The organism is Brevibacterium sp. UCMA 11752 (assembly GCF_021532235.1).
Taxonomy (GTDB): domain Bacteria; phylum Actinomycetota; class Actinomycetes; order Actinomycetales; family Brevibacteriaceae; genus Brevibacterium; species Brevibacterium antiquum.
Map to the genome: position 1 here is coordinate 1511175 of NZ_JACBOS010000003.1, position 14141 is coordinate 1525315.

Sequence of the window (14141 nt, forward strand, 5' to 3'; positions counted from 1 at the left end):
CGGGGAGGTTGAGCGAACCGTATCGCCGCTCAGACGTCCATGCTGGCGCGGTAGTCGCTGTTGCTCAGCGCTCCGACGCGGGAGTGGCGGCGGCTGTAGGTGAGGTAGACGACGAAGCCGACGAGCATCCACAGGCCGAAGACGGCCCAGGTGGTTCCGCCGAGGTTGACCATGAGGAACGCACAGGCCAGGGAGCCGAGGATGGGAATCGTCGGGCCGAAGGGCACCTTGAATGAGCGTGGCAGGTCCGGGCGTCTGACGCGTAGGTAGATGACCGCGATGTTGACGAGGCAGAAGGCGAACAGGGTGCCGATGCTCGTGGCATTCGCGAGTTCGCCGAGCGGGATCAGTGCCGCTGTGATCGCCACGAGCACGCCGGTGACCAGGGTTCCCACCAGGGGAGTGCCCGTCCGAGGTGAGACGATGCCGAAGACCTTCGGAACCATACCGTCGCGCGACATCGTGAGCAGGATGCGAGATTGTCCGTAGAGGACGGTGATGACGACCGAGAAGATCGCGAGCACTGCGGAGATGGCGAAGATGAAGACCGCGAGGTTCGACTGTGTGAGCTCGTGGACGATCTGGACCAGGGGAGCGACGGTCGTTTTCAGACTGAACCACTGCCACTCCCTGGCGCCGATTGCGGCGACTGCCACCAGCACGTACATCGTGGTGACGATGACCATGGAGAGGATGATCGCCCTTGGCATGTCCCGCTTCGGGTTCTTCGCCTCCTCGCCGGCGGTCGAGGCCGCGTCGAAGCCGATGTAGGAGAAGAACACGCTCGAGGCTGCTGCTGTGACGCCGGCGGCACCCATGGGCAGCATCGGTGCGAAGTTGCCGGCCTTGAAGGCGGTGAACGCGACGATAGCGAAGAAGACCAGGATGCCGAGCTTGACGAACACGATGATCGTATTCACGATGGCGGATTCCTTGGCCCCGCGCATGAGCAGGACCGTGGCGAGGAGGACGACGATGAGGGCGGAGAGATTGACGACGCCGCCGGGGCTGTCGGCCACACCGGGGCCGGCGGTCAGGCTCGGCGGCAGTGACAGACCGAAGATCCGCAGCGTCTCATTGACGTAGTCGGCAGCGCCCACGGCCACCGCAGCCACGGAGACCGCGTACTCGAGGACGAGACACCAACCGCAGATCCACGCCACGCCCTCGCCGAGGGTCGCATAGGAATACGAATAGCTCGATCCCGACACCGGAACCATGCCCGCCATCTCCGCATAGCTGACGGCAGAGAGCAGAGCGGTGATTCCGGCCAGGATGAAGGCCAACCAGACGGCAGGCCCGGCGATCGGCACGGCCTCGCCGAGGATGACGAGGATGCCCGTGCCCAAGGTGGCGCCGACGCTGATCATCGTCAGTTGGAAGACGCCGAAGGTTCTGCGCAGACCGCCGGTGGACGCATCCTGGGTGTCCTCGACCATGCTGCTGATCGACTTGCGACGGACCAGCTGACTGGCCAGCCTGGGTCGATCGGGCGCAGTCGGGGAGGTTGAGTTGTCTCGAGCGGTCATGCGAATATTCTTGCACGTGCACCCACCACGGTCGCAGGCGACTGCGTGCTAGGGCCGCAGGCGACTGCGTGCTAGGGCCGCAGGCGACTGCGTGCTAGGGCCGCAGGCGACCGCGTGCTGCGGCCGCACGCGACTGAGTACGAGCGCTGCACGCGACTGCGCTCGACCGGAGACTTACAGCTGAGACTTAGAGCCGAGGGGAGAAGCGACCGTCCTGGGCCATCCAGCCGCCGTCGACGAGCTGCGAGTGTCCGGTGACATACGTCGAGGCGTCGGAGGCGAGGAACAGCACGGGCCCGGCGATCTCGTGGAGGTGCCCCCAGCGGCCCAGAGCGGTCTTCTCCGCATAGGCGCTCCACCACTCGTCATCGGCCTTGATCTGCTGGGTCAGCGGAGTGTCGAAGGGTCCGGGCAGGATCGCGTTGACGCGCACACCCTGTGGCCCCAGCTCACTGGCCAGCGTCTTCGTCAGCTGCACGACACCTGCCTTGGCTGCGGCGTAGATGCCCTGGCCAGGTTCGACCGCGAGAGCCCGGAATGATGAGTAGGTGACGATCGAGCCGCGGCCGCGCTCGGCCATCTCGGCGCCGAATCCGCGCATCAGGCGGTAGGTGCCCTTGAGGTTGATGTCGATGACCCGGTCGAATTCCTCGTCGGTCGTCGACAGCAGCCGCTTGCGCACGTTCGCGCCCGGGGTGATGACGAGAACCTGGGCCTCCGGGTGAGCCGCGACAAGGGCATTGACCGATTCAGTGTCTGTGATGTCCACGCGTGCGGCCTCGGCCCCCGGCGACGAGGTTGCGCTGTGTCCGCCCTTGCCTGTGCCGCCCGTGCTTCCCGTGATTCCTGTGCCGCCCGGTTTGCCTTGGCGTTCGGCGATGATCCGCACGGTCTCCTCGGCGCCATCGAGGTTGAGGTCGGCGACGACGACGTGGGCACCGGAATCGGCGAGGCCGATCGCGCTGGCTTGGCCCAGTCCGGAACCTGCTCCGACGACGACGGCGGTGCGGCCGCTGAGGTCGAAGAGGGAGGGGATCGAAGGGTTGTGCTCATTCGTCGGCATGGAATTCTGCGTCGACTGGGATGAGTTCTGCGGGACTTGCGACATCGAAGGTCCTTTGCGTTGCACTGGCGGTTCAGGCGGGGATCGCCTCATTGTCCTCAAACATATGCCCGCCGAGGTGGCGCTCGGGTCCACGTTCCACTTGGTGGAATATCGGCCCAGACGTCCTCAGAACTTCTGGCTGTCGACGTAGAGCGCCTCGTCGGGGAGGTTCGAGAGATAGTCGACGATGAAATAGGCGATGGCCTCCATCGTGGGGATGTCGCGCTGCCGGGCCCGGGACATGACGCGCCGGTGCTCGACGAACTCATAGAAGATCTGGCCAGGTTCGAGTTTGTGGGTGAGGTTCTCGGGGATGGCGGAGATGAGGGGCTTGTAGACCTCCTCGAGCCACAGCCGCGCGGCATCGTCCTCGTCGAGTTCGACGGGCAGCTCGCCCGAGCCGTGTGCTCCGCCGGTGAAGCCTGGCGCGCTGCGGTGGGAGTCAAGGTCGTTGAGCATCGTCCGCGCCTGGTTCTCGTTGGCGCCGATGCCTGTCAGGCGCAGGAGTCTGCGGGAATGGTGATTGGGCTCGACGACCTTCGGCTCGACCAGCAGGCTGACGCCGTCGAGGTCGGTGGTCACGGTCAACTCACCCAGGTCGAAGCCCAAGTCGTTGAGGCGGCGGATGCGCTCGTCGATGCGCCAGCGTTCGTTGACGGAGAACTCTTCGACCCGAGTCAGCTCCCTCCACAGCCCGTTGTAGGCCTCGAAGAGACGCTCGCCGGCGGCCATCGGGTCGACCGTCGATTCGATGAGGCCCGCGGCCTGCAGATCGAGGAAGTCACCGGCGATGTTCGTGCGCGCGATGCGCAGATCCATCTGCCGCTGACCGTCGGAGAGCTGATCGTGGAGCTCACCGGTCTCCGCATCGACGACATAGGCCGCATAGGCATCGGCATCGCGCCGGAACAGGGTGTTCGACAGGGAGACGTCGCCCCAGTAGAAGCCGACCAGGTGAAGTCGGGCGAGCAGGACCGCGAGTGCGTCGACGAGGCGGTCTGCTGCGTCCGCGGCCAGCGACTGGGAGAACAGAGCACGGTAGGGCAGCGAGAAGTTGAGGTAGGCGGTCAGCAGTGCCCCAGGGAGCTCCGTCGCCGAGGCGGTGGATCGGTTGGTGACATAGGCACGCGGTTCGACCGTGGGTACGGCCAGGTTTCCGAGCACGCCGAGGATGTCGAATTCGCGCAGGGCCCGACGGTCGTCGGTCTCCTTGATCGCGAGGACCTCATCGCCGATCTCGACGAAGCGCACCACATGGCGGGAGATGCCGCGGGGCAGACCACCGAGGAAATCCTGGGGCCACTCACCGAGGGGAAGATGCCACGGAAGTCCCGCGATCGCGTCGTGATCGGCGCTGTGGACCGCGTGGATCTGCGGTGCTGAGGTTTCGGGCACCGATCAGGAGTCCACGTCCGCGATCGAGGCGACGAGCGCCTCGGCGACCTCAGGTTTCTCCACCCCGATCAGACGCCCATGGTCGAGGAACGCGATGCGGTCGCCGAGGACCTTCGCGTCATCGAGATCGGCCGTGGCATAGAGGGTAGTCAGCCCGAATTCCTGCTGCAGATCCTTGACCAGGCGCAGGGTGTCGGCCTGGTACTCGGGAACGAGGTTGACGACCGGTTCGTCCATGATCAGGACCTTGGGCTGACGGACCACGGCACGGGCCAGGGCGATCGTCTGGCGCTGCAGGGCGGAGAGATCACCGGGTACGGCATCGAGGATGTCGCTGAGCCCGATCTTCGAGGTCACGGACTCGACGCGTTCACGGATCTCCTCGGCGGGGAGACCATCGACACGGAGCGCGAAGCCGAGGTTGTCGCGCACGCTCATATGCGGGTAGAGGGCGTAGCTCTCAAGGGCAAGTGTGACGTCGCGATCGTTGACCGCGGCGTGGGTGACGTCGACTCCGTCGATGAGGATCGTGCCCGTCTTGGGGGCCTCGAGGCCGTGGAGCATCCGCAGAATGGTCGATTTGCCGGATCCGGACGGTCCGTAGAGGACGACGAACTCGCCGTCGTCGATGAAGAGATTGAACGAGTGCACCGAGGGGGACACGGTGTTCTCGTAGACATGACTGAGGCCATTCAACGACACTGTTGACATGCTTCCTCCTAAAGTATTCGTGAGCAGCTGGTCGTCGGTGACCTGGCGGGGATGCTCAGTCCTTCACATCCTAAGCCGTTGAATGCGCTCTGTGACAGCCTATTCGACGAAGCGTAGAGTGATTCTCAGCACTGTGCCAGCGCACAGACGCACACCTTGGCGGATGCTGGGTGAGAAACCGCGGGTTCGGCGATTGTTCAACAGTTCTCAAGCGCCGTGCGGACAGGCAAGCTTCTTTGTGCAATTGATTGTGCAGACGGCGTGTCGGACGCAGGCGAGACTGTCGACCGAATCTGCAATCGAGGCCCACCGCCGCCGAGGTGGTCGCCGGTGGGGCCGGCCCCGATAGACTTCCCGGTATGAAGGTCAAGCTCGACGATGTCGCCGCCCGGGCGGGCGTATCCCTGGCGACGGTGTCCCGCGTCCTCGGCAGACGCGGTGCTGTGGCCGAAGAGACCCGGGCCAGAGTGCTCGAGGCGATGGACTCGTTGGGCTACTCTCGTTCCACCCTCCTCCATGAGGCGCCGAGGCGGTTGGTCGCCGTCAGTGCTCCCGGAAATCCCGAATACTGGCAGGTTCAGGTCTGCACTCGCGTGGCCGCGGCTCTGCAGGACCACGGTCTGCTCATCACCCGGCCGCCGGTCGAGACCGAGACCACCCCGCTGGAAGTCGCCGTCGACGCCGGTGCCGTTGCCCTCGTGACGCCGACGCTGACGAGCCTGCACACCGACATCCCCTGCATTCGCGTCGACGAGCAGTCGGCGGTGGACTCCGATGATGTCAGCGGCGACATCATCGCCGCCCGCCTCGACCTCGGCGGGGGAATGACGACGGCCTTCGAACATCTCCAGGCCATCGGCCACCGACGCATCGGTCTCATCTGCAATGACAGCGGTGAGCTTGCGGTGCAGCTGATCAGACGCTTCCGCACCGAGCATCCCGCGCGCAACTTCGGGGTCAAGCTCGATGATTGGATCTCGCAGGTTCCGAAGTCCTTCTCCGGCGGTTCGCGCGCCGTCCTCGACCTCAAGGATGCGACCTGCACCGCGGTGATCGTGCAGTCGGCCCTGCAGCTGCACGGTGCTCTGCAGGGTCTGCGCAACCGGCACCTGCAGGTACCGCGGGACATGTCGATCGTCGGCTTCGGCGATTCGCCGACGATGAAGTTCACCGGGCCACCAGCCACCGTTCTCGGCATCGACGTCGAGGGACTCTCGCAGGCCCTTGTCGCAGCGACCCTGTCGACGCTGAAGATCTCCGGTGAGGACCTCAAGTCGGTTCCTCCGGTGTTTCGGCCCCGTCTGCTGGCACGAGGCTCGACGACGGCGGCCCGACAGTGAACCAGACACCGGGCACACCGGGCGCACCGGGCACACCGAAGCCGCCGGAATCCGGCAGCCACAAGCACGTCGGGCTCGCGGACATCGCGGGTGCTGCCGGGGTCTCGAAGGCAACAGCCTCCCGCGCCCTGCGCAACCCTGAGTCGGTGTCGTCCGGGTCCATGGCCAAGGTCAAGCAGGCACTGGCGATCCTGGGAGTGGATTCGCGCGCCCCGCATGCCACCTCCCGGGAGATGGTTGCGCTCGTGAGGCCCTCCGTGACCGCCGGCGATGTCGATCCCTATGCGCGCCTGTTCGACATTCTGACCAGCAAGATCTTCGCGCAGGGGATCGCCGCCGTGCACGTGGAGGCCGCCTCGAATCGGGTCGATGCCCTGGCCGAGTCCCTGCTGGGCCCGGTGGGGAGCGACCCGCACATTCAGGGTGCGATCGTCCTCGGCGGGGGACCGGCGGGCGAGCTCGCGGCAAAGCTGGCCGCGCGCAGTCTGCCGCAGATCAGGGTCTCCAATGCCCGACACGAAGACGGAATCTCACGCATCGTCCTCGACGCCACGGACGGCATCACCACAGCAGTCCAGCACCTCGTCCATCTTGGCCATCGTCGAATCGGACTCGCCGTGCTCCGCGATTCTGCCGCTGCCGCGCGTATCGCGGTCTTCCGCAAGGCCATGGCCAATGTCCTCCACATCCCGGCCACACGTGACCAGGCGCCGGTCATCGAGGCCGCCGGGGGCACCATGGCCGGAGTTTCGGCGGCCGACGAACTTCTCCGCCAGCAGTGCACGGCGGTCATCGCATGCGCGCCGTCTCTGTCGTTCGGCATCCTTGAGGCCGCTGCTCGCACCCGACTCGACATGCCGCGTGATCTGTCGCTGCTCACGGTCGGGGACGTACCCGATGCCGAAGTCATCGCCCCGCCCCTGTCGCAGGTCAGCTATGACTGGGAGGCTGTGGCAGTATCCGCCCTCACCGAGGTGAGAGGGATGATGGCCGATCCCGCCGAGGCGGTGCGCATCGACTATTCGGTCACCCCGGATCTCGTGCTCCGGGCCAGTGCCGTGCCGCCGCAGCGACGCTGACACCGCAGGCCCGAAAAAAGTGGCAGTGCCACCGCAGCGACGCTGAGAAAACAGCCGCCGAGGCGCTTCAGGACTGTGGCGGCTGTGCGCGGCGTTCGTTCGCGAGGCGTGTGAGGAGTTCTGCGACCGCGCTGGGATCCGTGATCCGCCACGGTGCGCGGGTCGGGGCTGGCCCGACCTTGATGCTCAGGCCCGTCGGCAGGTCGTCGAGTTCGGCGAAGGCATCCTCGTCGGTGACATCGTCGCCGAGGTAGAGGACCGCGGCGGGCGAACCGGCGGCGATGAGCGCCCGCAGACCATCGCCCTTCGTCGCCGTCTTCACTGCAAGCTCCGTGATGTCGTGGCCCTCGATGACGCGGATCCCTGGATGTTCGGCTTGCACGGCGATGACATGAGCGTGCAGCGCGGACGCGAACTCCAGGTCGAGGCCACGCGTGTGCACCGTGCGGGAGAACGGCTTCCGCTCGACCCTGACCTCAGTGACCGACCCCGATCCTGCAGCCGACCCCGATCCTGCAGCCGACCCCGATCCTGACACCGAGTCCGAGCCAGGCTCCGAACTCGCACCCGATCCCGACGACAGGTCGTGTTCGAAGGACTCGATGTGGGCATCGATCGCGGTGAGCATCCGCTGTTCGGCGACGCTGACCTGGGGCTGACTCATTGTCACCTCAGGTGAGGGAGTCGATGCCGGCGATGACGAGCCCAGGTGAACCTCGGCGCCGTGCGAACCGACCAGCCACACATCCGGGGGCGGGTCGGCAAGACGCCGCAGGGTGGTGACGTCGCGACCGGAGACCAGGGCCACCCGGGTCGCCGGCAGGGTGCTGAGATCAACGATCGCCTGTGCCGATTCCGGGAGCATCCGTGACAGGTCGGGATTGTCCTGCAGCGGCGCGAGGACACCGTCGAAGTCGAGGGCGATGAGGACGGAATCGGCGTCGGTGACCTGCCCGAGGTCGAGGGCGGCCGACGGCGTGTAATCGGGAGTCGATTGTGGTGAGGGTGCCTGCTCAGGTGACAGCGGATCCGATGTCACTGACGGCCCTCACCGGGTGCAGATGCCGAGCTGGAAGCCTGTGCGGCGACGGTGGACGTGATGCGATCGGATGCCGTCGTCGATCGTTCGGGCAGAGCGGCTGGACGGTCGGGGATGATCGCCTCCGGGTTCGTGTGGATGGCCTCGAGTTCGGCCAGGAACTTCTTCGACCAGATGCTCACAGTGTCCGTGGCGATCTTCTTGCGCATCTGCTTCATCCGCCGTGAGCGGGTCTTCTCATCCATCTGCACGGCGTCGAGGATGCCGGCCTTGAGGTCGCCGATGTCGTGGGGGTTGACCATCACTGCGCCCTTGAGCTGATCGGCGGCCCCGGTGAACTCGGACAGGACAAGGGCTCCGTCATCACGTCTGCGGCAGGCCACATACTCCTTGGCCACGAGGTTCATCCCATCACGCAGGGCCGTCACGAGCATGACGTCTGCGGCGAGGAAGAAGGCGGTCATTTCATCGCGCGGGTAGGAATGGTGGAGGTAATGGACGGCGATGGACCCGACTTCGGCCTGCTCACCATTGATCCGACCGACGGCCAGCTCCACATCGTGACGGATGATCTTGTACTGCTCGAGCCGTTCTCGGGAGGGTGTGGCGATCTGGATCAGGACGATGTCCTCGACATCGAGCTTGCCCTCGGCCAGCAGCTCACCGAAGGCCTTGAGGCGGTGCCGGATGCCCTTCGTGTAGTCCATCCGGTCGACGCCGAGCATGATGACCTTCGGGTTGCCGACCTCTTCGCGGATCTGCCGGGCACGCTCGATGATCTTCGGATCACGTGCCAGCTCCTCGAGGTAGGGGGTGTCGATGGAGATCGGGAAGGCCTCGGCGCGCGCGATGTGCTCCGGCAGGAAATCCCCGGCCGGGACGTTGACCGTCGAACCCTTCGTCGTGAAATTGAGGCGTCCGCGAACCGCACGACGGAAGTTCGCGGCATCGGCCGGACGCTGGAATCCGATGAGATCCGCGCCGAGGAGGCCGCGGAGGATCTCGTCGCGCCAGGGCAGCTGTGCGAAGAGTTCGAAGGGTGGGAAGGGGATGTGGTTGAAGAAACCGATCGCCAGATCGGGACGCATCCGGCGCACCAGCTGCGGAACCAGCTGGAGCTGATAGTCATGGACCCAGACGGTGGCGCCCTCGGCAGCCACCTCGGCGACCTTGGCCGCGAAGCGCTCATTGACACGCACATACGAGTCCCACCACGTGCGGTGGAACTCGGGCGGGACGATCACATCGTGATAGAGCGGCCACAGAGTTGCATTGGAGAATCCTTCATAATATTTGAGGACATCCTCACTGGTGAGGGTGACGGGAACCAGATGCATCCCGTCGATCGTGAACGGGTCGAAATCGACATCCGGCACCCCGGTCCAGCCGATCCACGCACCCTCCTGAGACTTCATCACCGGTGCCACTGCAGTGACCAAACCCCCAGGTGAGGTACGCCATCCTTGGCTCTTCTCAGCAGGGTCCCGGTCCACGGGCAGACGGTTCGCGACGACGACGAAATCGCTGTCACCATACGCGGATGCGGTAGTGCTTTCGGCAGAGTTGACGGTGTTCATCTGCGCCTCCTCCTGTGTCGGTCCTTGGAACGAACTGTACTCGCTCGACTACGCTTGGGAGAGTGATGGTTCAGGATCTTGGAGGCTACCGCCTCATCGAGGAGCTCGGCTCCGGCGGCATGGGTGTCGTCTATCTCGGTGTCGACGGCGGAAACAACCCTGTCGCTGTGAAGGTTCTGCATCCGCATATCGCCAATGATGAGACCGCTCGCAAACGCCTCGGACGCGAGGTCAGGACCCTGCGACGGATCAAACATCCCAGAATCGCCGAGGTGCTCGACGCCGAGCTCGAATCCGCGCAGCCCTTCATCATCACCGAGTTCGTCGACGGGCAGACGCTGTCCGACGATGTCAGAGACCACGGTCCTTTCGCCGAGGATGAACTCGTCCATTTCGGCCATGCCCTCCTCGACGCCCTCAATGCTGTGCACGAGTCCGGCGTCATCCACCGCGACCTCAAACCCGCGAACGTCATGATCATGGACGGCGAGCCGATGGTCATCGACTTCGGCATCGCCCAGGTCGCCGACGAAGTGCGGGTGACCGCGACGGGGCTGGTGATGGGAACGCCCGGATACCTGTCCCCTGAGATCGCCGATGGCAAGACCTCGAGTGAGAAGACCGACTGGTGGGGGTGGGCTGCGACGATGGCCTATGCCGCCACCGGCCGCAACCCGTACGGATCCGGTCCCCTCGAAGCGGTGCTGGGGCGAGTGGCCATGGGCAAGTTCGATCTCGACAACGCTCCCCGCAACTTCGTTCCCCTGATCGCGGCCTGCCTCGACCCGAAGCCCGAACGCAGACCCAGCGGACAGATGATCCTCGACGCACTCGTCGACATCGAGTCCGGACGCGAACCGCAGCTGGGGTCCGGACCGGCTGCCGGGAGCTCAAGCCAGGCATCGCCGACCGGGACCGCGCGGATGCCCGCGGTCGACGGCGGTGGGGGCAACGGGTCAGGCTACGGCAACGCCTTGGGCACGGCCTTCGGCGCTGCTGCCGGAGGTGCCGCAGCCGGTGCTGCTGTCGGAGGTGCCGCAGCCTACGGCGGAGGCACCTCAGCCGCCGGATACGACGCTTCCGGCTACGGCGCCACGGGGCACGGATCGCCGCGCGGAGGCTACCCGGGTTCGGCTCCGAACCCGAACGCGCCCGGCGGTACGGGGCCCGGAGGCTCGGGCCCCGGCGGAACCGACCCGCAGGGATACCCGCAACAGGGGTATTCCCCACACGGCCAGCGTCCACAGAGTCAGCGCCCCCAGGGCCCACCAGTGCAGGGTCAGCAACCGCTGGCCCGATCCGGGATGATTCCCGGCGCGCAGGGGAACCCGCCCACAATGAACCCGGGCCAGATGAACGGGGGAACCGCACCGCCGGTGCGCAATCCCAACGGCGGCATCCAGGCCGCTCCGGGATCAGCGATGGCCAGGACCAACCTCGGCGGGGCAGGGTATGGACTCGGTGGACCTCCAGCCGGCCGCGGCGGTCCGGCAGCAGGTCAGGGGACTGCCCGACACGACCCCAGCGGCACCGGAGTCCAGTCAGGACAGCAGAGCCGACCGGGTCAGCCGGACCAGCAGGGCTACGGCTGGGGACCGATGACCTACCGGACGATCCGGACCGGCGGATGGGTGGTGTTCGCCCTCATCCTGTTGGCCATCGCGATCATGCCGCTGGGCCCGCTGCTCGTCACACTCATCGTGTTCCTGTGGTCGATTCTGGCGCGGACCGGCACACGGTTGGACCGCAAGGCCCAGAAGCACCGGTTCGAACGCGGAACGAACGGGCGGGGATTCCTGCGTTCGCTCGCCTCGGCGCCGGGTGCGCTCCTGGCGTCGGTGCTGACCTCGATCACGTCATTCATCCTGCCGGCGATCGCAGGTGTCGCGATGCTCGTGCTGACCCGACTCGACATTGCGGGAATCGTGCCCAGCGGATACTCGGAGCAGTGGTCGGTGTGGGCAGCCGGTGCCGCCGGTGGCTTGGTTCTGTGGCTGGGCCCCGGTGCGGGCAGTCTGCGATTCGGATCACGGCTCATGGTCTCCGGGGTCACGCGCAACCAACTGGGCAGGCTCATCGCTCTGGCCGCGATCGCGCTCCTCATCATCATCGCGATCATGGTCATCCAGACGGGTTCCGGCATGTCCTGGTGGCCCCTGCAGACCAACCCATTCACCTATCTGCCCGAACCTGTCTAGGCGTCTCCCCGCCCCGGTGTGGTTGATCCTTGAATTTCACTGGGAGTCGAGGTACCACCTGTTTGGGTAAGGTGGGACGGTCGGGACTCGTATGTCGACCCGATTCCCCACGGTCCGAGGCAGGGCCGACGTCAGACGATCGCAACGTGAGGAACAATGGCGAAGAACAATTCCGGTGACAATCGGCGGAACCAAGCCCGTGAGAACGCGCGCCAGATCGCAGCGGCTCAGGAGAAGAAGGAGAAGACCGCCAAGACCATCCTCTACGTGGGGATCGGCGTTGTCGTGCTCGTTGTGGCTGCGGTCGTCGCTGTGCTCATCTTCCAGCAGAGCAAGCCGGGGATGACTCCGGCCAACTTCGTCGGCGGCGGTGTCAGCATCGCCAAGGACGGCAAAGTGGTGCAGCCGAAGCAGATGCCCGACGGCGAGGAATCGGATCTGCCGACTCCGGCCGATGCCGGCGCCAAGGAGAATGCTGCGACCGTGACGGTCTACCTCGACTTCCAGTGCCCGGGATGCAAGGCGTTCGAGGACGCGAACACCCCGACCCTGGAGAAGCTCGCCGACGAAGGCTCGATCGTGCTCGAGTACAAGCCGGTTTCCTTCCTTGACCGCGCGTCCAGCGGAAACGAGTACTCGACCCGCTCGGCCAACCTGGCCGCCTGCGTCATCGATTCCCAGCCCGAAACCGTCAGGGACTTCTTCCCCGCGATGTATGCCCAGCAGCCCGAAGAGCAGGGCAACGGCCGCACCGATGAGCAGCTGCTCAAGGTCGCCGAGGAGGCCGGTGTCGACACTTCGAAGAAGCTCCAGTCCGATCCCGAACAGACCGTCAAGAGCTGTGTCACAGACCAGTCGTTCAAGGACTTCGTCGAGAAGACCTCGTCGGAGGCTCTGGACAACGGAGTCGAAGCCACTCCATGGGTGCTCATCAACGGCAAGAAGACCGACAAGACCAGCGACCCGCAGGCGCTGACCTTGGAGATCCTCAAGGCCACCGGAGAGATCAAGGGCTGATCGACGTCACGAACATCGGTCGACCGCCGCCGAGGTGGTGGTCGACCGATGCTCGTGAGTGAAGTCTGCCTCGCGTCCGTTTTGTAGCCGCGAAGGTAAATGGACTACTATCGTGTAGGCGTCGACGGCATCGTTTCGCCGCCACGCCTCCCTAGCTCAGTTGGTAGAGCACCGCTCTTGTAAAGCGAAGGTCATCGGTTCGAGTCCGATGGGGGGCTCCACTCAGCCGGGCCAGACAGTGAATTGTCTGGCCCGGCTTTTTTCATGCACGGGCACCGGCTCGGGTACGCCGATGGGCAGACTCGCGCGTTCGCCCTCGTGAGTTGTGGCAGTTCTGCTACGCGGTGTGCTGTGATCATCACCCGTAACCGGATCGCTGACCATAGAGTCTTTCCTTGTCAGGGCCGAAGAGCCGTCAATCACATAGCTCATGCAGTGCCCATCATTTCGAAAGGGAACCCGATGAACCGTACCGGACGCCACTCAGCCCGAATCCTTACGCAGACTTCAGCCTTGGCCTTTGCCGCCGTACTGGCCCTATCAGCCTGCGGCACCGATGACTCGGCGGCGGAGACAGCCCCCGTGGATGCAGCGCCGACCCAAGCGCAGGGCGAAGCCCTCGAAGCAGAAGAGACCGCAGAAGAGACCGCAGACAAGACCACAGAGACCGACGATGCCGAAGGCGCGAGCGACAAGGCCGAGGGCACCGAGGTGAGGGTCGGTGCAGAGTTCACCGATAAGGAGACCGGGGATGTCATCACCGTCGTGTCCGCGGTGCGCAACAACCCCACTGAGTACTACGAAGCCGCCGACAACCCTGATGGAGAGATGGTTTACATCGAGGTGAAGGTGGAACCAGGGGACAGCTACGGCGGGACCATCAGCTCATCGGACTTCTACCTCGACAGCGCCGGCGAAGAGGCCAACTACGCATCGAGTGCCAGAGCCGAAATCGAAGATGCCGGTTATGAGTATTTCGACCTCGCGCCACGTCGCGATGGAGAGCACACGGGGTACATTCCGATCTACGTGAGTGAAACGGCCGACGAGCTCAAGGGAACCTACCGCCGTCCCGAGGCGAAGGTGCTCGGAGAGGACAGGAAGGTACCCGAATTCACCTCTGAGTTCGAGATCCCAGCCTCCTGAGCTGT

Annotated in this window: 11 protein-coding genes and 1 tRNA gene; 6 read left to right on the forward strand and 6 right to left on the reverse strand. The window is 65.2% G+C overall.

Translation table 11 applies throughout. From position 1 onward, the window contains the following. Positions 1-29: 29 nt before the first annotated feature. The 4 genes from HU144_RS06710 to HU144_RS06725 form a co-directional block, all read right to left on the reverse strand. Positions 30-1529 carry an amino acid permease gene (locus HU144_RS06710; RefSeq protein WP_235350667.1) on the reverse strand — a complete coding sequence of 500 codons (1500 nt, stop codon included), beginning with the start codon at positions 1527-1529 and terminating at the stop codon, positions 30-32. A 187-nt stretch (positions 1530-1716) separates the two neighbouring features. Beyond that, complete coding sequence (locus HU144_RS06715; protein ID WP_235352670.1) at positions 1717-2592, reverse strand: SDR family NAD(P)-dependent oxidoreductase; 876 nt, start codon at positions 2590-2592, stop codon at positions 1717-1719. A gap of 168 nt (positions 2593-2760) precedes the next feature. Next, on the reverse strand, positions 2761-4029 hold the full coding sequence (locus HU144_RS19390; RefSeq protein WP_235350668.1) for a DUF4032 domain-containing protein: 1269 nt from the start codon (positions 4027-4029) through the stop codon (positions 2761-2763). 3 nt (positions 4030-4032) lie between these two features. After that, on the reverse strand, positions 4033-4740 hold the full coding sequence (locus HU144_RS06725; protein WP_235350669.1) for an ABC transporter ATP-binding protein: 708 nt from the start codon (positions 4738-4740) through the stop codon (positions 4033-4035). Between the two features lie 359 nt (positions 4741-5099). Here HU144_RS06725 and HU144_RS06730 point away from each other — a divergent pair, with 359 nt between their 5' ends. Both HU144_RS06730 and HU144_RS06735 read left to right on the forward strand, forming a co-directional pair. Then, positions 5100-6080 carry a LacI family DNA-binding transcriptional regulator gene (locus HU144_RS06730; RefSeq protein ID WP_235350670.1) on the forward strand — a complete coding sequence of 327 codons (981 nt, stop codon included), beginning with the start codon at positions 5100-5102 and terminating at the stop codon, positions 6078-6080. Continuing rightward, complete coding sequence (locus tag HU144_RS06735) at positions 6077-7159, forward strand: LacI family DNA-binding transcriptional regulator (RefSeq protein WP_235350671.1); 1083 nt, start codon at positions 6077-6079, stop codon at positions 7157-7159. The genes HU144_RS06730 and HU144_RS06735 overlap by 4 nt, the downstream gene beginning before the upstream one ends. A gap of 67 nt (positions 7160-7226) precedes the next feature. On the opposite strand, the gene HU144_RS06740 is transcribed toward HU144_RS06735, so the two are convergent. Together HU144_RS06740 and HU144_RS06745 are read right to left on the reverse strand one after the other, a co-directional pair. Beyond that, positions 7227-8198: a trehalose-phosphatase gene (locus tag HU144_RS06740; RefSeq protein ID WP_235350672.1), complete on the reverse strand. Its 972-nt coding sequence runs from the start codon at positions 8196-8198 to the stop codon at positions 7227-7229. After that, entirely contained in the window at positions 8195-9775 is a 1581-nt protein-coding gene (locus HU144_RS06745) for an alpha,alpha-trehalose-phosphate synthase (UDP-forming) (RefSeq protein WP_235350673.1), read from the reverse strand. The genes HU144_RS06740 and HU144_RS06745 overlap by 4 nt, the downstream gene beginning before the upstream one ends. Positions 9776-9840: 65 nt before the next feature. Here HU144_RS06745 and HU144_RS06750 point away from each other — a divergent pair, with 65 nt between their 5' ends. The 4 genes from HU144_RS06750 (at position 9841) to HU144_RS06765 (ending at position 14136) form a co-directional block, all read left to right on the forward strand. Then, on the forward strand, positions 9841-11973 hold the full coding sequence (locus HU144_RS06750; RefSeq protein WP_235350674.1) for a serine/threonine-protein kinase: 2133 nt from the start codon (positions 9841-9843) through the stop codon (positions 11971-11973). A gap of 156 nt (positions 11974-12129) precedes the next feature. Further along, on the forward strand, positions 12130-12990 hold the full coding sequence (locus HU144_RS06755; RefSeq protein WP_235350675.1) for a DsbA family protein: 861 nt from the start codon (positions 12130-12132) through the stop codon (positions 12988-12990). A gap of 145 nt (positions 12991-13135) precedes the next feature. Beyond that, a tRNA-Thr gene (locus HU144_RS06760) sits at positions 13136-13211 on the forward strand. Positions 13212-13503: 292 nt separating this feature from the next. Beyond that, a complete protein-coding gene (locus HU144_RS06765; RefSeq protein ID WP_235350676.1) occupies positions 13504-14136 on the forward strand; it encodes a hypothetical protein in 633 nt (210 codons plus the stop codon). Positions 14137-14141: the final 5 nt, after the last annotated feature.